Here is a 21,986-nt window from a genome sequence, read left to right as displayed (position 1 = left end):
CAAAAACGGCAAGGATTTACCGAATTTACAGGTTCCGCCACTCCTCGCGCCTGTTCCCAAAGCGCGTCCGCCTCCCTACAATTGCGATCAATTCTTATCCGCAATCAAGCAAGGCTGGGAGATCCGGGTGTCCAGCGCTCCGCCCCCCTCATCGCTGCACGATGACCTGCATGGCCTCTATCGCGACCACCATGGCTGGCTGAACGGCTGGCTGCGCCGGCGGCTGGGGGATCGCGAGCGGGCCGCCGACCTGGCCCAGGACACTTTCCTGCGCCTGCTGGTGACCCGCCGCCTGCCCGAGCTGGGCGAGGGGCGCCGCTACCTGGTGCAGATCGCCAGGAACCTGGTCATCGACCAGTGGCGCCGCCAGCGCATCGAACAGGCCTATCTCGACAGCCTCGCCGCCCTGCCCGAGCCGGAAACGCCTTCGCTGGAGACCCGCGCCATGGTCATCGAAACCCTGATGCAGATAGACGCCATGCTCGACAGCATGCCGGGCAAGGCGCGCGAGGCCTTCCTGCTGTCCCAGTTCGAGGGGCTGACCTACGCGCAGATCGCCGAGCGCCTGCAGGTCAGCGTCAGTTCGGTGCAGAAGTACATGCTGCGCGCCATCGCCGCGTGCTACCAGGTGCTGTACGTCGAATGAAGCCCGCCGCCGACGCGCCCATCGCGCCCGCCATCGTCGAACAGGCCAGCCACTGGCTGATGCTGCACTGGGGCTCGCCGCTGGACGACGATCAGCGTCGGCGCTTCGCCGAGTGGCAGGCCGCCGACCCCGAGCATCGCCGCGCCTGGCAGCGCCTGGAGCGCTTGCAGGGCACCCTGGCCGCGGTGCCGGCCGACACCGCCCGCACCGTGCTGCGCGACCTGCCCGATGCGCGTCGGCGCCAGGCGCTCAAGCTGCTCGGCCTGCTGCTGATGGCGGGTGGCGGCGGCTACCTGGCCCAGTCGCGGCTGCCCTGGCGCGAAGCCATGGCTGACCTGCGCAGCGGCACCGGCGAGCGCCTGCAGCGCACCCTGCCGGACGGCAGCCGGCTCGACCTGAACAGCGGCAGTGCCGTGGACATCCGCTTCAGCGACAGCGAGCGGCGCATCCGCCTGCTCGCCGGCGAGCTGCTGCTCGACAGCGGCCACGACCCGGCCCGCCGCCCGCTGATCGTGGAGACCCCGGCCGGCGAGATCCAGGCGCTGGGGACGCGCTTCTCGGTCTATGAAGTCGATGGTGGCAGCCGCGTCGAACTGTACGAAGGCGAACTGGAGCTGCGCCCGCGCCTGCTGCCCGCCTCGCGCCTGCAGGCCGGCCAGCGCCGCTGGTTCTCCGCCGAGCGCATGGAGGCGGCCGGGACCGCCGACCCCAACGCCATCGCCTGGCGGGAGGGCCGCCTGGTGGCCGAACGCATGCTGCTCGGCCGCTTCCTCGCCGAGCTGTCCCGCCATCGCCCGGGTGTGCTGCGCTGCGATCCGGCAGTGGCCGGGCTGCCGCTGACCGGCGTGTTCCCCCTGGCCGACACCGACCGTGTGCTGATGGCGCTGCAGCAGTCGCTGCCGGTCAAGGTGCACAGCCTGACCCGCTACTGGGTGACGGTCGGCCCGGCGTAGGGTGCGCCGTGCGTACCATCGGCCAATCGGTGCGCACGGCGCACCCTGCGGACAGGTAGCGCATTGGCTGCGAATGCGCCATGAAAATTTTTGGCGAAGCCTTGTCGGTTTTGCCGGCTCGCTCGGGATACCTCTTGAACCCACTCAGAACGCATTCTCAAGAGGACGTCCCAGAATGCCGCAGGCAAGCCCTTTCCACCGTACCCCGCTGACCCGCTCGGTTCGCCACGCCCTGTTCGCCGGCCTGCTGGCCGCCGGCCCGCTGCCGTTCCTGCCCGTCGCCCAGGCCCAGCCGGCCGCCAGCGAACAGGCGCGCGCCTACGCCATTCCCGCTGGCAACCTGGACCAGGCGCTGAACCGCTTCGCCAGCGAGGCCGGCATCCTGCTTTCCGCCGATGCCCAGCTCACCGCCAGCAAGCACAGCCCTGGGCTCAATGGCAGCTATTCGGTTAACGAGGGCCTGTCCCGCTTGCTGGCCGGCACGGGCCTGCGAGCAATCGATACCGGCGGTGACTATGCACTGGAGGTGGCGGTGGACAGCGCTGGTGCGCTGGAACTGGGGGCGACTACCGTGACTGGCACGCAACTGGGCGCTACTACCGAGGGTACCGGTTCGTACACGACAGGCTCGGTAACCGTAGGAAGCAAGGTGGCCAAGTCACTGCGTGAGGTGCCGCACTCGGTCTCGGTGATGACGCGGCAGCGCATCGAAGATCAAAACCTCACCAGCCTGACTGATGTAATGGACAGGACGACCGGTGTTACCCATTCCCGCGCCACACAAACCGCAGGTTCGTCATTGGGTAACGACAGCAACTTCTATTCGCGTGGCTTCCAGGTCAACAACATCCAGATCGACGGCGGCGCGCCGATGGACACCGTCATGGTGGGCTTCGGTTCGGTCAGCCAACTGGACATGGTGCAGTTCGACCATGTGGAATTCCTGCGCGGTGTCGATGGCCTGTACTCGGGTTCGGGTGATCCGGGGGGCACCATCAACCTGGTGCGCAAGCGCGCGCTTGATCACAACCAGCTGACCTTCTCCACGTCAGCGGGAAGCTGGGACAACTACCGTTCCGAACTGGACGCGACCGGTTCGCTGACCGAGTCCGGCAATGTCCGGGGGCGGCTAGGCGCCGCCTACCAGGATCGCAAGTTCTTCTATAGCCCCGGCAACATGAAAACCAAGATCCTCTATGGCTCCATGGAATTCGATGTCACACCCGATACCCTGCTGACCGTCGGCGGTAGCTACCAGGAACAGGATGGGGTGAGTAACTTTGCTGGCCTGCCCCGTTATGCCGACGGTGCAGATCTGAAGCTGTCGCGTAAAACCTCGCTGACTACCGACTGGAACCACACCCACGAAACCACCAAGCAAGGTTTCCTCAAACTGCAGCACAATTTCACCGACGACTGGGGCATCACCCTGGATGCCATGCGCATGGAGATGGATCGCGATGCGATGGGTGCCTATACCATCGGCGCGGTTGACCCCTCAGACAACAGCGGACATACCTTCTGGGCATTCCCGGCCAAGACCGGCATGGATCGCACAGGCTACAGTGCCACCGTCAAGGGCGGTTTCACTTTGTTCGACTTGCAGCATGACGTCGTTTTCGGTGCCGACTACCAGAAGGGTAATTCCTGGACGGAGCAGTTCACGACGACTGCGAACGGCACGCCGGTCAATGTCTTCGATCCGCGACTACCGACCGATGCCAGTTTCTACCCGACCAAGGACGACTACCACATCACCAAGAAGCGGTCGATGTTCGCGATGACGCGTCTGAGCCTGACCGACTCGCTGCAGCTGTCCATTGGCGGACGCCTGTCGAACTACTCGTATGAAAGCAACAGCCCGTTTAAGAAACCTGATGGCAGCCCGAACGGCGAACTGGGTCTGCGCGAGCTGGAGGATACGGGTGTATTCACACCCTATGCCGGCCTGACCTACAACATCAACGAGAACTGGACGGCCTACACCAGCTATGCCGAGACCTTCCGCCCCCAGTATCAGCAACGCACGCGTGACAATGGCACGCTCGCCCCGGTCGAATCGAAGAACTACGAGATCGGCCTCAAGGGCGAGTTCTTCGATAGCCGCCTGAACACCTCTGTCGCCATTTATCGCGCCGTGCAAGAAAACGTCGCGGTCGCGGATGGCCCTGTCGAGTACAACCGCTACAAAGGCTACCTGTGCTGCTACATCAACCAGGGCGAGACAGTCAGCCAGGGTATCGATGCCGAGGTCAGCGGCGAACTGGCGCCAGGCTGGCAGCTGATTGCCGGCTATACCTACAATCACAGCCGTGACAAGGACTCCAGTACCTCCAACTATCGCAACATCACCCCCAAACACCTGTTCAAGCTATGGACCACCTATCAGTTGCCCGGGCGCTTGCACGACTGGAAAGTCGGTGGTGGCGCCATTGCTCAGAGCTCGAACTTCGTTAGCGGCACTACCTACGCGTACAACCCTGCATCCGGCCGTTTCGATGGTGATGAACAGGAATTCAAATTCATCCAGGCGGGCTATACGATCTGGAGCGGCAGCGTGGACTACAAGATCGATGAACATTGGTCGGCCACCTTCAATGCCCACAATCTCTTCGATAAGCGCTACTACCAGACCGTCGGCAATACCGATGCCGGCAACTTCTATGGAGAACCACGTAACTTCGCACTCACCATCCGTAGCAAGTTCTGACCTGTTCGCCTAGCAAGCAGGTGAGTGCTGCGAAGCGTTTTCCACCAACAGGATGCGCAATACTCAAAAGCACCGTAACAACCGCTGGATAAACTTCGTGTGTCCAGCAGTTCCGGTGCAGCTTGTTGCTTCGATCGTCCCCACGCTCTGTACTCATTGTTCTACATACGCCTCGATGGGCACAGAGCTTGGGGAACGTCAAAACGCTTTCCACCCCTGCCTGCCCACCCTGCCCATTCCCAACCGCCCATTCTCCCCCGTAGAATTGCGATGAATTCTTATTCGCAACCTCTACAGGAATCGGGATGTCCACGCTGCTCCCCGACGCGGCCCGCCATGCCCAACTGGATACGCTCTACCGCGAGCATCACGGCTGGCTCAATGGCTGGTTGCGCCAGCGCCTGAACAATTCCGCCGATGCCGCCGACCTGGCCCAGGACACCTTCGTCCGCGTGCTGCTGGCGCGCACCGCCGGCGGCCTGCGCGAGCCGAGGCACTACCTGACGACCATCGCCCGCGGCTTGGTGATCGACCTCTACCGCCGTCGCTCGTTGGAGCAGGCCTATCGCGACGCCCTGGCCAGCCTGCCGGAGGCGGTGCATCCGTCGCTGGAGGAACAGGCGATCCTGTTCGAGGCCCTGCTGGAGATCGACCGCCTGCTCGACGGGCTGGGCGCGAAGGTCCGGCAGACCTTCGTCCTCTCCCAGTGCGAGGGGCTGACCTACGCGCAGATCGCCGAGCGCCTGGGCATCTCCCTGCGCACGGTGAACAACCACATGGCCAGGGCGATGGAGCACTGCTGCCTGGTGCTGGCCGGCCTGTCATGAGCGATGCGCGGCAGCTCGGCGCGGCCGAGCGCGAGGCGATCCGGGCGGCGGCGCAGTGGTATGCGCGGCTGGCCGCGGAAACCGCCGGCGAGCGGGAACACCGCGCCTGGCAGCGCTGGCTGGAGGCCGACCCCGCACACCGCGACGCCTGGCAGCGCATCGAGTCGGTTCGCCAGCAGCTGGGCCAGGTGCCGGGCCGACTGGCCGCCAGCACGCTGACCGCCGCCGGCCATTCCCGCCGCCGCGTGCTGCTGGGCGCGGCGCTGCTGGTCTCGGCCAGCGGTGTCGCCGCCCTGGGCTGGCGCAGCGATGCGGGCCGGCGCCTGACCGCAGACTTCCGCACCTCGGTGGGCGAGCGCCAGCGCTTCACCCTGGCCGACGGCAGCCAGCTGCTGCTCGACACCGACAGCGCCGTGGACGCTCGCTTCGACGAGCGCCAGCGCCTGCTGCTGCTGCGTGGCGGCGAAGTGCTGGTGGAAACCGCGCCCGACCCCCTCGGCCGCCCGTTCAGCGTGGCCACCGCGCACGGTCGCGTGCGGGCCCTGGGCACTCGCTTCACGGTGCGGGTCGACGATCACGGCAGCGAGGTGGCGGTGCTGAAGAAGGCTGTCGAGGTCGAAGCGCCCGGCATGGCCGCGCCCCTGCGGCTGGAGGCCGGCCAGCGCACGCGCTTCACCCGCGACGGCGCACAGCCGCCGCGGGCCAACGATGCCTCCGTGGCCGCCTGGCAGCAGGGCAGCCTGATCGCCATCGACCGGCCGCTGGGCGAGCTGATCGACGAACTGGCGCGCTACCGCAGCGGCTGGCTGCGCTGCGATCCGCGCATCGCCGGGATCAAGGTGTCCGGCGCCTTCCCGCTGGATGACACGGAGCGCGCGCTGGACGCGCTGGAGAAGGGCTTCCCCGTGCAGGTGATCCGCCGCACGCGCTACTGGGTGACGGTGGTTCCGCGCACGACCTAGAGGGCCAGGGCCGCCAAGGTTGCACGTGCCGTGCCGGCCTGAAGAAGCCGGTGCGCATGGCGCACCCTACGGAATGATCCGTGTTGCCATGATGCGGACACGCAAAAAATTTTCCGGCGCTTTGCACTTTCACTACCCCTGGTTCGGCTCTCGCTGCATCAGTGGCCCGCTTGGCCACCCACACAAGGGGGGAAACACCATGTCGCATCCATTCAACCGTCACCGCTTGGCGCGGCACCTGCAGGCCGCGCTGCTCGGCGTCGGCGCCCTGACCGCAGCGACGCTGCAGGCCGCCGAGCCGGTGTCGCCGGCCGCGGTCGAGGACGTCCGCCAGTACGACATCGCCGCCGGCCCACTCGCCGAAGTGCTCGGCCGCTTCGCCAGCGTGGCGGGAGTGGCGCTGTCGTTCGACGCGGCGCAGACCGGCGGCCGCCGCTCCGATGGACTGCGCGGCGCCTACTCGGTCGACGCCGGCTTCGCCAGGCTGCTGGATGGCAGCGGCCTGCGTGCGATCGATGCCGGCGGCAGCTACGTGCTGGAGAAGAGGGTCGATAGCGGCGATGCGCTGGAGCTGGGGGCGACCAGCATCAACGCCGGCGGGTTGGGTGCGACCACCGAGGGAACCGGCAGTTACACCACGGGCTCGACCAGCACCGCGACCAAGATGAATCTTTCGATTCGGGAGACGCCGCAGTCGGTCAGTGTCGTTACCCGGCAGCAGATGGACGATCAGAACCTGACGAGCGTCGCGGGCGTGCTCGAGAGGAGCGTCGGTATCACGCTCAACACCGGCGAAACCGATCGGGTCGCCCCTCGGGCGCGGGGCTTCGCCATCAACAAGATTCAATACGACGGCATGCCCACGGTGGAGGACAACCGCTTCGATACAGATTTCCTCTCCGACACCTCCATCTACGACCGTGTGGAAATCGTGCGGGGTGCTACCGGCCTGCTCACCGGGACGGGAGAGCCTTCGGCCGCGATAAACCTGATTCGCAAGCGCCCCACTCGTGACCTCAGGGGGCATGTCCAGGCCAGTGCCGGCAGGTGGGACAACTACCGCACCGATCTGGATCTTTCTGGCCCACTGAGCGCCGATGGCCATGTCCGGGGACGCTTCGTTGGCACCTACGCCGATCGTGCGTCGAACCTGGATGCCTACGGCAAGGACCGCACCGGACTCTACGGGGTGGTGGAAATCGATCTTGCGGAGGATGTTCTGTTCAACGCCGGCCTGGACTACCAGAAGAGCCATGTGAACGGTGCGACCTTCGGTGCCACAGTGCCGCTGTACTTCAGCGACGGCAGCCCCGCCGACTTTTCGCGCTCGACCAGTACCAGCGCCGACTGGACCTACGTCGACAACGAGCGCCTGGTCAGCTTCGCCAGCGTGGAAAAGACGTTCGCCAACGATTGGCTGGCTAAAGTCCAGTACACCTATCGGGACGGAGAGATGAGCACCCGGCTCATGGGCATCGAGGGCGCTCCCGACCGGTCTACCGGCGAGGGTGTCGGAAACTGGTTCAACAGTTACGACACCACCAGTTGGCAGAGCGCGATAGATGTCTATGCAACCGGTCCCTTCACCGTTTTCGGGCGGACCCATGAGTTGGTGTTTGGCTACTCGAACAGTGAGCAAGCCTACAACGCCCACTACTACCCAGTGCTGAGTTCGGCCCCGCTGGAGAGTTTCGACGACAGGGCCGGCTATCCCGAGCCCCGGTTCGGTGCTACCTACAGCCACAGTCTCGACGAGACACGGAAGGAGGATGCCGTCTATGTCGCCAGCCGATGGCACGTGGTCGATCCTCTCAAGCTCATCGTCGGGGCGAGGATGACCAACAGCGATTACGAGATGACGTTCCGGGGAACCGGGAACGCCGCCCGCTACAGTGGCGAGGTCACGCCGTATGCCGGCCTCGTCTACGAGCTGACGGAGAACTACTCGGCCTATGCCAGCTATACCGACATCTTCCAGACCCAGACCGTCAGGGACCGCAGCAACGTGTTGCTGGAGCCGAGGACCGGCACCAACTACGAAGCCGGCCTGAAAGCCGGTTTTCATGACGGCAGGCTCAACCTCTCGGCGGCGATCTTCAAGTTGGAGCAGGACAACCTGGCCGAGCGCGACGGATTCGTCGACGGCGAACTGCGCTACAAGGCGGTTGAGGGTGCCACGGTGCGTGGCTATGAACTGGAGATTTCCGGTGAGCCCCGGCCTGGCTGGAGCCTTTCCGGAGGATTCACCCGGCGTATCGCCAAGAACGGCGCAGGCTCCAGCATCCAGACCACGGAGCCGCAGAATCTGTTGCGCCTGACCAGCTCCCATCGACTGCATGGCGCTCTGAGCAAGTTCACGGCGGGTGGCCACTTCACCTGGCAAAGCGACATCCGCGCCAAGAACGAGAGGCCGGGAGGCGGCGATGCGGAGCAAGGCAGCTATGCGTTGCTCCATCTCTTCGGCACCTATCAGGCCGCAGACAACCTCAGCTTCCAGGCGAACCTGAACAACGTCTTCGACAAGACCTATTACTCGGCCGTTGGGAGCTATGGGAAATACGGCGACCCGCGCAACCTGACGGTATCCGCCAAATACAGCTTCTGATGTGATCTGTGCACGAGGTGGCGGGCGATGTGAGCCACCTTCGTCACCCGCCCTGGTTCAACCATGGGCGTTCCCCATTCCCAATCCCGCCGCCGCTCATTAGAATTGCGACAAATTCTTATTTGCATCGGTTTCTGGGGGAAGCGGAATGTCCATGGCGCTTGCCGATACGTCATCGCACGAAGGGCTGGACGCGCTCTACCGCGAGCACAACGGCTGGCTGCGTGGCTGGCTGCGCCAGCGCCTGAACAATTCCGCCGATGCCGCCGACCTGGCCCAGGACACCTTCGTCCGTGTGCTGCTGGCGCGTAGCGCCGAGGGCCTGCGCGAGCCGCGCCATTACCTGGCGACCGTGGCCCGGGGCCTGGTCATCGACCTGTACCGTCGCCGCTCGCTGGAGCAGGCCTACCTGGAAGTGCTGGCGACGCAGCCGGAGCGCCACGCGCCGTCCGCCGAGGTACGCGCGGAAATCCTCGACAGCCTGTTGGCCATCGACCGCCTGCTCGACGGCCTGGGCGCGCGCACCCGCGCCATCTTCCTCGCCGTGCAGCTCGATGGCCTGAGCTACGAGAAGGCCGCCGAGCGGACCGGCGTCTCCGTCACCACGGTGCGCAAGCACCTGGCCCGGGCGCTGATGCACTGCCTGCTGCTGGAAGGCGTGTGAAGACCGTCCTCAACGAGGCCGTCGCCTGGTACGTGCGCCTCAACGACAGCGCCGTCACCGAGCTGCAGCGCGCGCACTGGCGCCGCTGGCTGGAGGCCGACCCGAGGCACGCCCAGGCCTGGGCGCGGATCGAGCAGCTCGAACGCCGCTTCGAGCAGGCGCCGCGCGGGGTGACGTCGCGGACTCTGGAGAGCGCCCGCCGCGACCGGCGCGCCGCGATCAAGACCCTGGCGCTGCTGCTCGGTGTCGGCGTGGTCGGCTGGCAGGGCTACCGGGCGTCGCCCTGGAGCGCCGACTACGCCACCCGGGTCGGTGAGCGCCGCCGCGTCACCCTGGCCGATGGCAGCCATCTGCACCTGGATACCGACACCCGGGTGGACGTGCGTTTCGAGGCGGACCAGCGGCTGATCCGGCTGGGCCGGGGCGAGATCCTGGTGGAGACCGGCCGCGACAGCCGCCTGCTCGACGTGCAGACCGGGGAAGGCCGGATTTTCGCCCGGGACGGCCGTTTCGTGGTGCGGCGCAGCGACGGCCTCAGCCGCGTCACGGTGGAGACGGCGCAGGTCGAGGTGCGCCCGCTGCGGGCCGCCCTGCCGCCCGTGCCGGTGGCGGCAGGCCAGCGGCTGAGCTTCGCCGCCGACGCGGTCGGCACCCTGCACGCCGCGCCGGCCGACGCCAGCGCCTGGACGCGCGGCATGCTGGTGGCCGTCGACTGGCGCCTGGAGGACTTCCTCGCCGAGCTGTCGCGCTACCGCCACGGCTACCTCGGCTGCGACCGGGAAATCGCCGGCCTGCGCCTGTCCGGCGCCTTCACCCTCGACGATACCGACGCCGTGCTGGCCAACCTCGAGGCGTCCCTGCCGGTGCAGGTGCACCGCCGCACGCGCTACTGGGTGCGCCTGGATCGCCGGGAGCCGGCCACGGGCGCCTGAGCCGGACTTCGAGAATTTTTCGGCGCGGGGGGTTACAGATTTGCGCGCCTGGTTCGGCTCCACCCCGAACGCTCGAATCCCCCCGCCCACAGGAGCCCCGAACAGCATGCCCCCACGCCCGTCGCACCTCGCCCGCCGCCTGCTTCCCTCCACCCTCGCCCTCGGTCTGCTGGCGACCGTCGCCACCGTCGCCACCGGCGCCTGGGCCCAGGCGCTGCACTACGACATCTCCGCCGGCCCGCTGGACAGCGCCATCAGCCGCTTCGCCGCCGCCAGCGGGGTGATGATCAGCTTCAGCGCCGAGGATGCCGCCGGCCTGCAGAGCGCCGGCCTGCGCGGCGAGTACGAACTGGAGCAGGGCTTCGCCCGGCTGCTCCAGGGCAGCGGCCTGCAGGTGCAGCAGATCGGCGACAAGCGCTACGTGCTGGTCCGGGCACCCCAGGGCGATGCCGTCGAGCTGGGCGCCACCAGCATCGACGCCGTCGGCCTCGGCAGCACCACCGAGGGCAGCGGCTCCTACACCACCGGCAGCATGCAGACGGCCACCCGGCTGTCGCTGTCGATCCGCGAAACGCCCCAGGCGGTCACCGTGATGACCCGCCAGCGCATGGACGACCAGGCCATGACCAGCATCACCGACGTGGTGCAGAACACCCCCGGCCTGTTCCTCAGCCATGCCGACGGCCCCGGCCGACCCTCGTTCAGCGCGCGCGGCTTCGACATCGACAACGTGATGTACGACGGCTTGCCGAGCAGCTACCAGGGCTGGGTGGTGGGCGTGCAGCCCAACCTGGCGATGTTCGACCGGGTGGAGGTGATCCGCGGCGCCACCGGCCTGGTCACCGGCAGCGGCAACCCCTCCGCTGCCATCAACCTGGTGCGCAAGCGCCCGACCCGCGAGGCCCAGGTCAGCCTCACCGGCGGCGCCGGGCGCTGGGACGACTACCGCGGCGAAATAGACGCCTCCAGCCCGCTCAACGCGAGCGGCACCCTGCGCGGCCGCGTGGTGGGCTCCTACCGCGACGCGCACAGCTTCCGCGACGAGGAACAGCACGACCACGGGCTGATCTACGCCATCGGCGAGGCCGACCTGAGCGACAGTACCACCCTGGCCGTCGGCTTCTCCCGCCAGGAGGACCAGACCAACCTGTTCTGGGGCGGCCTGCCGATCGGCATCGACGGCCGCCACATGGACCTGCCCCGTTCCACCTACCCCGGCACCGACTGGGAGAACAAGAAGCAGGAAGTGAACACCCTGTTCGGCGATCTGGAGCACCGCTTCGACAACGACTGGAAGCTGCGCCTGGCCGCCACGGGCTCCTGGCAGGACGGTCTGTTCTCCGGCACCTACGTGCGCCGCGACGCCGCGCTGGACCTGTACCACTCGGCCTACCAGGCGCGCTACGACGAGGACCAGAACGCCCTCGACCTGTTCCTCGGCGGCCCGGTCGGGCTGTTCGGGCGCAGCCACGAGGTGGTGGCGGGCGTCAGCCGCCGCGAGTACGACAAGACTACCCACCAGTACCAGGGCGGCGGCCTGATCCCGTTCGGCGCGGCCAAGCCCGACTTCGTCCGCAGCGGCCGCTCGCAGGAAGTCATCACCCAGGAAGGCGCCTACCTGACCACCCGCCTGAGCCTGGCGGACCCGCTGACGCTGATCCTCGGCGGCCGCCTGGACTGGTACGAGTACGACAACCGCAGCGGCGAGGGCGACTACAAGGTGACCCGCAACGTCACCCGCTACACCGGCCTGGTCTACGACCTGGACGCGCACCACTCGCTGTACGCCAGCTACACCGACATCTTCCAGCCGCAGACGCAGAAGGACGTGTCGCTGAAGCTGATCGAGCCGATCGTCGGCAAGAACTACGAGGTCGGCATCAAGGGCGAGTACTTCGACGGCGCGCTGAACGCCAGCCTGGCGCTGTTCCAGATCGACCAGCAGAACCGCGCGGCCATCGATACTTCGGTGGGCATGGTCTGCGAAGGCAGCTTCTGCTATGTCGCCTCGGGCAAGGTGCGCAGCCAGGGCCTGGACATGGAACTGCAGGGCGCCCTGACCGAGGCCTGGCAGATCGGCGCGGGCTACACCTACACCCGCGCCCGCTATCGCCAGGACGCCGACGAGTCCCTGGAAGGCGAGCGCTTCGACAGCGATTCGCCCGAGCACCTGTTCAAGCTGACCACCCTCTACCGCCTCGGTGGCGAGCTGGAGAAGTGGCGCGTGGGCGGCAGCGCCTACTGGCAGAGCCGCGTCTACAACGACGTGACCATCCCCGATGGCAGCTACCGCCTCGAACAGGGTGGCTATGCCCTCGTCGACCTGCTGCTCGGCTATCGCGCCACCGAGCAGCTCGACCTGCAGCTGAACGTCAACAACGTCTTCGACCGCCGCTACTACTCGGGCATCGGTTACGACCTCTACTGGGGCTCGACCGACACCTACGGCACGCCGCGCAGCTACCTGCTGACGGCGAAGTACGACTTCTGACCGTCAGGAGCGCCGCTCGATGCGGTGACCCACGCCGGAGGTGGAGATCGCCGGCTCCTCGCCGGACCAGTCGAGTTGGTGGTCCGCGCCGTTGATCTCCATCTCGACGGCGCTTTCCAGCTTCAGCTGCAGCACCTGCTCGGCGCCGTCGACCTGGACCCGGGCCGGCGGCGTGGCGGCCCTGATGGTGGCCTCGACGCGGTTGTCGCTGGTGTCGACCACCAGCCCGCCGACATGGCCCTTGGCGACTACCTGGTTGTCGATGCCGGAGACGCCGAGGTTCTCCGCGCTGTCCAGGGTCACCCGGTGCTGCGAGCCGTAGACGCTGACCGCGCCGCAGTCGCCCGTCAGCCGGATGTGGTTGCCGTTGCCGGTGATGTTCACGTCGCGGCCGTTGCAGGGCACGTCCCGCGAGATGCCGACGCCGTCCAGTTCCAGCGGCTCGGCGGCGTGGGCGGCGGCGATGTTGAGGGTGGCCAGCAGGCCGATACGGACCATGTGCTTGTGCATGGGAGCGTCCTTATCCAGCAAGAGGGGTGCCCGGCGCGCCGCAGCGAAGCGGCGACCGGGGTGCTGGTGTGACTGGGCGTGGCGGGGAAAATTCGCCGCTGGCCGGCGCGGACTCGTCGCTTTGCGACGGAGACCTCAGTCCGGCCGGCCGCCGCGCAGCTCCGCGCCGAGCCATCGCGCCAGGCGCTCGGCGCGCGCGTTGCGACCGCGCCCGGGCACCCACAGGGCCAGGCGCGCGGGCGTCTCGACGAACCCCCAGGGCGCGATCAGGCGGCCGGCCTCCAGGTCGTCCGCCACCAGTTGCTGCGGCGCGATGGCCACGCCGAGGCCGGCGGCGGCGGCTTCCAGCAGGTAGTAGAGGTGCTCGAAGCCCTGGCCGTGGCGCAGCAGGCGCGGGTCCAGGCCCTGGGCCTGCGCCCACTGCGGCCAGGCCTGGGGCCGCGACGCGGTGTGCAGCAGCGGCTCGCCGAGCAGCGCGGCGACGGGCTGCCCGGCCAGCTCGGCGAAACGCGCGTAGCGCGGGCTGAGCACCGGTCCGATGCACTCCGCGTCGAGTTCGTGGACCTGCATGTCCGCCGGCCAGGGCGGCGTGGCGAAGCACAGGGTGGCGTCCACCCCGGGCCGGCGCGGGTCCAGCTCGCCCTCGCTGGACGACAGTTGCAGGCGCAGCTCCGGCAGCTCGCGGTTGAGCCGGTCCAGGCGCGGGATGAACCAGCGCGCCAGCAGGCTGCCCGGGCAGCCGAGGACGAACGGCGCGTCGTCCTGGCGCTGGCGCAGCTCGCCGCAGGCCGTGCGCAGGCGCTCGAAGGCATCGGAGGCGGCGTCCCGCAGGCGCACGCCGGCATCGGTGAGTTTCACGCCGCGGCCGTCCTTGTCGAACAGGCTCAGGCCGAGCTGTTCCTCCAGCACCCGGATCTGCCGACTCACCGCACCGTGGGTCACATGCAGCTCGGCCGCCGCCTGGCTGATGCTCTGCAGGCGGGCGGCGGCCTCGAAGGCGCGCAGGGCGTTCAGTGGAGGGAGTTCGCGGCTCATGGATTGGTGAGTTTTCCTGACGTGTCAGGGCAATCTAATCGCTTTTCCCCGGCCCGGCCAGGGGTAGAATGGCGGCCATGTCCTTCTCCCGCCGGGAGAAGGTGGCCGCAGGCCGGATGAGGGTGCCACCCTGCCGAGCCGACCCTCACCCCCGGCCCCTCTCCCAACGGGAGAGGGGAGCAAAGCAGGAGCCCAGCCATGACTTCACTACGCACCGGCCCGGACAGCACCGGCCTGTTCGGCGCCTTCGGCGGACAATACGTCGCCGAGACCCTGATGCCGCTGATCCATGACCTCGCCGCCGAATACGAGAAGGCCAAGGCCGACCCGGAATTCGCCAGGGAGCTGGCCTACTTCCAGCGCGACTACGTCGGCCGGCCCAGCCCGCTGTACTTCGCCGAGCGCCTGACCGAGCACTGCGGCGGCGCGAAGATCTACCTCAAGCGCGAGGAGCTGAACCACACCGGCGCGCACAAGATCAACAACTGCATCGGCCAGATCCTGCTGGCCAAGCGCATGGGCAAGAAACGCATCATCGCCGAGACCGGCGCCGGCATGCACGGCGTGGCCACCGCCACCGTGGCCGCGCGCTTCGGCATGGAGTGCGTGATCTTCATGGGCACCACCGACATCGATCGGCAGCAGGCCAACGTGTTCCGCATGAAGCTTCTGGGCGCCACCGTGATCCCGGTCACCGCCGGCACCGGCACCCTCAAGGACGCGATGAACGAGGCACTGCGCGACTGGGTGACCAACGTCCACAACACCTTCTACCTGATCGGCACCGTCGCCGGCCCGCACCCCTACCCGGCCATGGTCCGCGACTTCCAGGCGGTGATCGGCAAGGAGACCCGCGAGCAGCTGCAGGAGAAGGAGGGCCGCCTGCCCGATTCCCTGGTCGCCTGCATCGGTGGCGGCTCCAACGCCATGGGCCTGTTCCACCCGTTCCTCGACGACCAGAGCGTGAAGATCGTCGGCGTGGAAGCCGCCGGCCACGGCATCGAAACCGGCAAGCACGCGGCCAGCCTCAACGGCGGCGTGCCCGGCGTGCTGCACGGCAACCGCACCTTCCTGCTGCAGGACGACGACGGCCAGATCATCGACGCCCACTCGATCTCCGCCGGCCTCGACTACCCCGGCATAGGCCCCGAACACGCCTGGCTGCACGACATCGGTCGCGTCGAGTACTGCTCGATCACCGACGACGAGGCCCTGGCCGCCTTCCACCAGTGCTGCCGCCTGGAGGGCATCATCCCGGCGCTGGAAAGCTCCCACGCCCTGGCCGAAGCCTTCAAGCGCGCGCCCACGCTGCCCAAGGACCACCTCATGGTGATCAACCTTTCCGGCCGCGGCGACAAGGACATGCAGACCGTCATGCACCACCTCGACCTGTCCAAATCGGAGAACAACTGATGAGCCGTTTGCGGAGCCGATTTGCCGAGCTGAAGCAACAGAACCGCGCCGCCCTGGTCACCTTCGTCACCGGCGGCGACCCGGACTACGACACCTCGCTGGCCATCCTCAAGGGCCTGCCTTCCGCCGGCGCCGACGTGATCGAGCTGGGCATGCCCTTCACCGACCCGATGGCCGACGGCCCGGCCATCCAGCTGGCCAACATCCGCGCCCTGGCCGGCAAGCAGACCCTGGCCAGGACGCTGCAGATGGTCCGCGAATTCCGCGCCGGCGAGCAGAACACCCCGCTGGTGCTGATGGGCTACTTCAACCCCATCCACTACTACGGCGTGGACCGTTTCATCGCCGATGCCAAGGAAGCCGGCGTGGACGGCCTGATCGTGGTCGACCTGCCGCCGGAACATAACCCGGACCTGTGCGAGCCGGCCCAGGCCGCCGGCATCGACTTCATCCGCCTGACCACCCCGACCACCGACGACAAGCGCCTGCCGACCGTGCTCGCCGGCAGCTCGGGCTTCGTCTACTACGTCTCGGTGGCCGGCGTGACCGGCGCCGGTTCCGCCACCCTGGACCATGTGGAAGAGGCCCACGCGCGCCTGCGCCGCCACACCGACCTGCCGGTGTGCATCGGCTTCGGCATCCGCACCCCGGAGCACGCCGCCGACGTGGCGCGCCGCGCCGAGGGCGTGGTGGTGGGCTCGGCCCTGGTCGACCAGATCGCCAAGGCGTCCACGCCAAAGCAGGCCGTCGAAGGTGTGCTCAACCTCTGCGCCCAGTTGGCCGAAGGCGTGCGCGGCGCCCGCCGCTGAGGCCGCTGTTTCGCGCAGCCCCGGCGGCTGCGCGAATTCCTCCCAAACTTTCTCCAGCGCTGCCGGTCGCAAGTCAGGCGCGGGCTATACTGGCTCGAAGCCATTGCGGCCCTGGTGATCCAGGCCTGTCATCACGATCCCGTAGGTGCATGGATGCCTTCTTCGTTGCCTGGTCATGGACGTATGCGCAAGAGAGCCGGTATGCGCGAGACCGGGCGCTCGCTCGCCGGCCTGTTCCTGCTGACCGTCGTCCTGACCCTGTTCGGGGTGCTGACGCGGGGCGTCGAGACCCTCTCCCTGTTCTGGCCGGTCAACGCCATCCTGCTCGGGCTGCTGCTGCGCCGGCCGCGGCTGACCCGTCCGGCGGGCTGGGCGGTGCTCTACGCGGGCATGGTCCTCACCGACCTGGCCATGGGCACCGCGTGGCCGGCCGCGCTCTGGCTGAACTTCTGCAACATGGGGCTGATCGGCAGCGGCTGGCTGATCCTGCGGCGGGAGAAGCCGGCGCGCCTGCGCCTCCGGCAGCATGAGGGGCTGCTCTCGCTGTTCGCCGCCAGCAGCGTGGGTGCCGCCGTCGCCGCCACCCTCGCCTGCCTGCCGGCGGACGATCCGCACGAACTCTGGCTGTCCTGGTTCTGCGAGCAGTTCTCCACCACCCTGCTGCTGTTGCCGGTGATGCTGACCGCTCCCCTGCACCTGAAGCGCGGCTGGAGCCGCCCGCGCCTGCCCGAGCCGCGGCAGGTGGCGCCGCTGGTCGGCCTGCTGCTGGCGTTGCTGGCCATGGTGGTCATCGGCGGGCCGGGCGGCATCGTCTTCCCGGTGCTGCCGATGCTGTGGTGCGCCATGCGTTTCCGCCTGTTCACGGTCGCCATGCTGGGGCTGTTCATCGCCATGCTGGAAATCGTGCTGGTGGCCAGCTACCCCGCCTACTTCGGCGTGTCGGCCGGCGCCACGGGGATCGATACCCTGAACTCGGCGCGCCTCGGCATCGCCGTGCTGGCGCTGGGGCCGCTGATGGTGGCGTCGGCCAGCACCGTGAGCCGCCGCCTGCTGCTGCGCCTGCTCTACCGCAGCGACCGCGACTTCCTGACCGGCATGCTGAACCGCAGCGCCTTCTCGCGGCGCACCGAGGGCCTGCTGGAGCGCCGCCGGCAGCAGGAAGTGCAGCACGTGGCCGTGCTGATGCTCGACCTCGACCACTTCAAGTCGATCAACGACCACCACGGCCACGCCACCGGCGACCGGGTGCTGCGCCGGGTCGCCGAGCTGCTGCGCCAGCAGCTCCGCCAGGAGGACCTGCTGTGCCGCCTGGGCGGCGAGGAATTCACCGCGCTGCTGCCCGGCATCTCCATGGACGAGGCCTCGCACATCGCGGAGCGGCTGCGCGGCCAGGTCGAGCAGCTGCCGCTGACCACCCAGCACGACGAGCCGCTGCGCGTGACCATCAGCATCGGGGTCGGCCAGCTGGGCGACAGCGCCGACGAACTGGCCCTCGAACACGCCCTGGCCCGCGCCGACGAGGCGCTCTACCGGGCCAAGGCCCAGGGCCGCAACCGGGTGGCGCTGGCGGGCTAGGTTTCCGGCCATCGCCGCTGACCTACCGCCCGGATGCCTGGCCCTTTGCCGTGTGCGTGCCCGATGGCCACTATCGCGCCATGTCTTCCTCGCTCAACAAGGTCTTCGGCCAGGCACTCGACGGCGCCCTCGCGGCGGCCGGCGCCAGCGCGTTCGCCCGGGTCGCACCGGGCGGCGGCCCCATGCTGCGCCGCTACTTCGCCCGGGACGGGCAGCGGCAGATGGAGATCGCGGTCTACCGCGACAAATGGTGGAGTGCCGAGGGCGGCACCCTGCATGCCGACGCCTACTGCCTGGTGGACGACTACCAGCAGGCCCTCGGCGGCGTCGCCCAGGACTGGCTCAAGCCCGACTACGCGCAGCCGCTGCACCACTTCCAACTGGTCTTCGACGACCAGGCCCGGCGCTTCTCCATGGCCCTGCGCAGCCCTGCCGACGCCACCGCGCTGGCCGATGCCTGGCAGGCCTGGCTGAAGCAGGAGGCACTGCCTTGGCTGGAGCGTCTGGAAACGGCGGAAGGCGTGCTGGACTGGCTGGTACGCCGTGGCCTGCACGCCCAGCGTGCGCGTTACCTGCTGCACCTGGGCCGCCCGGAGCAGGCCGTCGACGCCTTGCACGACTACCTGCGCATGCTGCCGCGCAACATCGAGCCGCCGCTGCGACAGCTGTGCGGCGCCGGCCTGCTGAGCGAGCAGGACGAGGCGCTCCTGCTGCGCGCCAGCCTGCAGCACGAGGATCGCTACCGGGAGGCGGTCGAACGTTGGCTGAGCGAAGGCTGAAAGTGCCGTCCACCGGAAGCTGACATCACCCCCTGCAACGCCTGGCTCATCGAGCGGTACGGCCTTCCGCTGCTACGGCGAGGCGAGCACCCGCAGGCGTACCTGCTGTATCCACTCGCTGGTGTCGCGCTGGAAGTCCAGCATGTGCGGCGAGGCCAGGTGCGCCTGCCGGTGCTTCAGGCTCTGCCACTGCTCCAGCACCACCAGGCCGTCGCCGTCCTGCTGCTGCTCGGGCAGGCCGGCGGCCACGTCCACCAGCGGGCGGTAGGCCACGCAGCCCACCTCCGCCTGCACCCGCGCCTGGTTGGCCAGCACGGCCTCGAGTACCTGCTGGCGCCGGCCCGGCTGGCAGGCGATTTCCACCACGACATCGATCATCCTGCTTCCTCCTGCGCCCGCAGCGCGTGGGCGATACCTGTTCGGACAGCTCGCCGCGGCGTTCGTCCGGTCCTCGTTCGGCGGTGCGGGTGGGCATTTTCGGCGGATCGCGCCAGACTTCATCGGCGATAGTTGCCGTGGAGTCACGAATGAAGACGACCCTGGACGAGCTGCAGGCCTTCACCCGGGTGGTGGACGGCGGCTCCATCACCGCCGCCGCCGAGCAGCTCGGGCAGACCGCCTCGGGCATCAGCCGCGCGCTGGGCCGCCTGGAAGACAAGCTCGAAGTCACCCTGTTGCGCCGCACCACCCGGCGCCTGGAACTGACCGAGGAAGGCGCGGCCTTCCTCGCCCAGGCCCGGCGCATCCTCGCCGCGGTGGAGGACGCCGAGGAGCAGATGGCCCTGCGCCGCCAGGTGCCGGCCGGGCGCCTGCGGGTCAACGCCGCCTCGCCCTTCATGCTGCATGTGCTGGTGCCGCTGGTGGCGGACTTCCGCGCGCGTTTTCCGCAGATCGAGCTGGAGCTGAACAGCAACGACCAGATCATCGACCTGCTGGAGCAGCGCACCGACCTGGCCATCCGCATCGGCCCGCTGCGCGACTCCAGCCTGCATGCGCGACCGCTCGGCGCCAGCCGCATCCGCGTGCTGGCCAGCCCGGCCTACCTGGCCGCGCGCGGCACGCCGGCGAGCCCGGCGGACCTGGGCTGTCACGAACTGCTCGGCTTCACCCAGCCGGAGAGCCTCAACACCTGGCCGCTGCGCCACCTGCATGGCGATGGACTGGTCGTCGCGCCGACGCTCAAGGCCTCCAGCGGCGAGACCCTGCGCCAGCTCGCGCTGGCCGGCGCCGGGCTGGTCTGCCTGTCGGACTTCATGACCGAACGGGACCGCGCGGACGGTGCGCTGGTGGAAGTGCTGGCCGAGCACAACGTCGATACCCGCCAGCCGATCAACGCCGTGTACTACCGCAACACCGCGCTGTCGGCGCGGATCGCCTGCTTTCTCGACTACCTGAGCGAACGCCTGGCCGGGCAGGGTTGGGTGCGGGGCTGATTTAGGTTATGACCCGTTACGTGTTGGTGGCGTAATTCTGCTCTTGTGGGAGCGGCTGGGTGCATTCCGATTGGCCGCGAAATTCGCGGATAAATCCGCTCCCACAAGGTGTGCAACATTTAACGGGGGTATAGCCCTGATTTAGGGCAAGTAGATAGGAATCCCGTCATTCCCGCGCAGGCGGGAATCCATGTGCAACACGCCGCGTCCCTGGGCCCCCGCCTGCGCGGGGGCGACGTGGGGGTGTACAGATTTTCTGGGCGCCGACCGCCTGGCCTTGGCCAAATGAAATTAATTGTGTATTTTTTCATGAAAATACAAATCAAGAATTTCACGAGGCCGCCATGTTCAAGCAATCCGCCCAGCACATCGGAACCTACTACGCCGGCATCTATGGCCAGATTCCCCTGCGCCCGCGCCTGCAGGAGCGGACCGACTGCGACGTGTTGATCGTCGGCGGCGGCTTCAGCGGCTTGCACACCGGGCTGCGCCTGGCGCTCGCCGGCAAAAAGGTGGTGATCCTCGAAGCCAGCCGCATCGCCTGGGCCGCTTCCGGGCGCAATGGCGGCCAGGCCCTGCCGGGCTGGTCCTGCGACATGCCGCCGCTGGAAAAGGCCCTGGGCCTCGAACGCGCCCGCCGGCTGTGGGACAGCATGATCTGGGCCGCCGAGGAAATGCGCGAACTGCCCGAGCGCCACCGCTTCGACATCGACTACCGCACCGGTGCCCTCTACACCGCCGTGCTGCCGCGCCGGGTGCGGCAACTGCAGGAAAGCCTGGACGAGGCCGAGCGCAAGTACGGCTACCAGCGGCTGAGCTTCATCCCCAGGGAGGAACTGCCGGAGTGGATCGCCAGCCCGCGCTACCTGGCCGCGCTGCATGACTCCGGCGCCGCCCACCTCAACCCGCTGAAGCTGGCCCAGGGCCTGGCCGGCGCCATCGAGGCGGCCGGCGGCCGGATCTTCGAGCAGACCCGGGCGCTCGACTACCGCGAGACCGATGCCGGCTTCGTCGCCCGCACCGAGCAGGGCGAGGTCCGCAGCGACGTGCTGGTGCTGGCCTGCAACGCCTACCTCGACCGCCTCGACCCGGAGCTGTCCCGGCGCCTGCTGCCGGTCGGCTCCTACCAGGTCGCCACCGCGCCGCTGGAGCCGGAACTGGCGCGCTCGCTGTTCCCGCGCGGCACCTGCGCCATCGACAACCAGTTCGTGCCGGACTACTTCCGCGTCACCCCGGACAACCGCCTGCTGTTCGGCGGCGGCTGCACCTACCTGGGCGGCATCCCGGCGGACGTGCCGGCGGCCACCCGGCCCTACCTCGAACGGGTCTTCCCGCAGCTGCGCGGGGTGCAGATCGACTACGGCTGGGGCGGCCACATCGACTGCACCATGCACCGCACGCCGGACGTCGGCCGCCAGGGCCACAAGTTCTGGCTGCAGGGCTTCTCCGGCCACGGCATCCTGCCGACCCTGGCCGCCGCCCGCGCGGTGAGCGACGCGATTCTCGGCGACGAACAGCTGCTCGGCCTGTACCAGGGGCTGAGCAACCCGCGCTTCCCCGGCGGCGACCTGCTGGCCGCGCCGATCGAGGCCGTGGGCAAGGCCTGGTACCGTCTGCGCGATGTGATCTGAACTCAACCGGA

Annotated in this window: 18 protein-coding genes; 15 read left to right on the top strand and 3 right to left on the bottom strand. The window is 68.2% G+C overall.

What is annotated here, in order from left to right:
• Positions 1-127: 127 nt before the first annotated feature.
• The 9 genes from N7640_RS15575 to N7640_RS15535 all read left to right on the top strand — a co-directional run bounded on the left by N7640_RS15575 (position 128) and on the right by N7640_RS15535 (position 12,790).
• Positions 128-646 (top strand): sigma-70 family RNA polymerase sigma factor, encoded by a 519-nt coding sequence (locus tag N7640_RS15575; protein WP_279904113.1) that lies wholly within the window; start codon positions 128-130, stop codon positions 644-646.
• A complete protein-coding gene (locus N7640_RS15570) occupies positions 643-1,599 on the top strand; it encodes a FecR domain-containing protein (protein ID WP_279904114.1) in 957 nt (318 codons plus the stop codon). Before N7640_RS15575 ends, N7640_RS15570 begins: the two co-directional genes overlap by 4 nt.
• Positions 1,600-1,774: 175 nt before the next feature.
• Positions 1,775-4,309 carry a TonB-dependent siderophore receptor gene (locus N7640_RS15565; protein ID WP_279904115.1) on the top strand — a complete coding sequence of 845 codons (2,535 nt, stop codon included), beginning with the start codon at positions 1,775-1,777 and terminating at the stop codon, positions 4,307-4,309.
• 305 nt (positions 4,310-4,614) lie between these two features.
• Positions 4,615-5,136, top strand: a complete 522-nt coding sequence (locus N7640_RS15560) for a sigma-70 family RNA polymerase sigma factor (RefSeq protein WP_279904116.1) — start codon at positions 4,615-4,617, stop codon at positions 5,134-5,136.
• Positions 5,133-6,098 carry a FecR domain-containing protein gene (locus tag N7640_RS15555; RefSeq protein WP_279904117.1) on the top strand — a complete coding sequence of 322 codons (966 nt, stop codon included), beginning with the start codon at positions 5,133-5,135 and terminating at the stop codon, positions 6,096-6,098. The genes N7640_RS15560 and N7640_RS15555 overlap by 4 nt, the downstream gene beginning before the upstream one ends.
• Positions 6,099-6,297: 199 nt before the next feature.
• Positions 6,298-8,703, top strand: a complete 2,406-nt coding sequence (locus tag N7640_RS15550) for a TonB-dependent siderophore receptor (protein ID WP_279904118.1) — start codon at positions 6,298-6,300, stop codon at positions 8,701-8,703.
• 148 nt (positions 8,704-8,851) lie between these two features.
• Entirely contained in the window at positions 8,852-9,367 is a 516-nt protein-coding gene (locus tag N7640_RS15545; protein ID WP_220812679.1) for a sigma-70 family RNA polymerase sigma factor, read from the top strand.
• Positions 9,364-10,299, top strand: a complete 936-nt coding sequence (locus N7640_RS15540; RefSeq protein WP_279904119.1) for a FecR domain-containing protein — start codon at positions 9,364-9,366, stop codon at positions 10,297-10,299. Before N7640_RS15545 ends, N7640_RS15540 begins: the two co-directional genes overlap by 4 nt.
• Positions 10,300-10,405: 106 nt before the next feature.
• Positions 10,406-12,790 (top strand): TonB-dependent siderophore receptor, encoded by a 2,385-nt coding sequence (locus N7640_RS15535; RefSeq protein WP_279904120.1) that lies wholly within the window; start codon positions 10,406-10,408, stop codon positions 12,788-12,790.
• Between the two features lie 3 nt (positions 12,791-12,793).
• On the opposite strand, the gene N7640_RS15530 is transcribed toward N7640_RS15535, so the two are convergent.
• Both N7640_RS15530 and N7640_RS15525 read right to left on the bottom strand, forming a co-directional pair.
• Positions 12,794-13,300 (bottom strand): DUF3060 domain-containing protein, encoded by a 507-nt coding sequence (locus tag N7640_RS15530; RefSeq protein WP_279904121.1) that lies wholly within the window; start codon positions 13,298-13,300, stop codon positions 12,794-12,796.
• A gap of 135 nt (positions 13,301-13,435) precedes the next feature.
• Positions 13,436-14,335 (bottom strand): LysR family transcriptional regulator, encoded by a 900-nt coding sequence (locus N7640_RS15525; RefSeq protein ID WP_279904122.1) that lies wholly within the window; start codon positions 14,333-14,335, stop codon positions 13,436-13,438.
• 198 nt (positions 14,336-14,533) lie between these two features.
• Between N7640_RS15525 and trpB the strand changes: the two genes are divergently transcribed.
• From trpB to N7640_RS15505, 4 genes are all read left to right on the top strand, one after another.
• Positions 14,534-15,748 (top strand): tryptophan synthase subunit beta, encoded by a 1,215-nt coding sequence (gene trpB / locus N7640_RS15520; RefSeq protein ID WP_220812675.1) that lies wholly within the window; start codon positions 14,534-14,536, stop codon positions 15,746-15,748.
• Positions 15,748-16,557 (top strand): tryptophan synthase subunit alpha, encoded by an 810-nt coding sequence (gene trpA / locus N7640_RS15515; RefSeq protein WP_279904123.1) that lies wholly within the window; start codon positions 15,748-15,750, stop codon positions 16,555-16,557. Before trpB ends, trpA begins: the two co-directional genes overlap by 1 nt.
• Before the next feature lie 183 nt (positions 16,558-16,740).
• Positions 16,741-18,132: a diguanylate cyclase gene (locus tag N7640_RS15510; protein WP_279906208.1), complete on the top strand. Its 1,392-nt coding sequence runs from the start codon at positions 16,741-16,743 to the stop codon at positions 18,130-18,132.
• Positions 18,133-18,212: 80 nt separating this feature from the next.
• Positions 18,213-18,911 carry a hypothetical protein gene (locus tag N7640_RS15505; RefSeq protein ID WP_279904125.1) on the top strand — a complete coding sequence of 233 codons (699 nt, stop codon included), beginning with the start codon at positions 18,213-18,215 and terminating at the stop codon, positions 18,909-18,911.
• A gap of 72 nt (positions 18,912-18,983) precedes the next feature.
• On the opposite strand, the gene N7640_RS15500 is transcribed toward N7640_RS15505, so the two are convergent.
• A complete protein-coding gene (locus tag N7640_RS15500) occupies positions 18,984-19,289 on the bottom strand; it encodes an antibiotic biosynthesis monooxygenase (protein WP_279904126.1) in 306 nt (101 codons plus the stop codon).
• A gap of 149 nt (positions 19,290-19,438) precedes the next feature.
• On the opposite strand from N7640_RS15500, the gene N7640_RS15495 reads away from it, so the two are divergent.
• Positions 19,439-20,344, top strand: coding sequence for a LysR family transcriptional regulator (locus tag N7640_RS15495; protein ID WP_279904127.1), 906 nt, complete (start codon positions 19,439-19,441; stop codon positions 20,342-20,344).
• Positions 20,345-20,688: 344 nt separating this feature from the next.
• Positions 20,689-21,975: an FAD-binding oxidoreductase gene (locus N7640_RS15490; RefSeq protein ID WP_279904128.1), complete on the top strand. Its 1,287-nt coding sequence runs from the start codon at positions 20,689-20,691 to the stop codon at positions 21,973-21,975.
• The last annotated feature ends 11 nt before the right edge of the window (positions 21,976-21,986 follow it).

Source organism: Pseudomonas sp. GD04015, from assembly GCF_029837675.1.
Lineage (GTDB): Bacteria > Pseudomonadota > Gammaproteobacteria > Pseudomonadales > Pseudomonadaceae > Aquipseudomonas > Aquipseudomonas paralcaligenes.
This window is presented reverse-complemented; position numbering and strand designations above follow the sequence as displayed.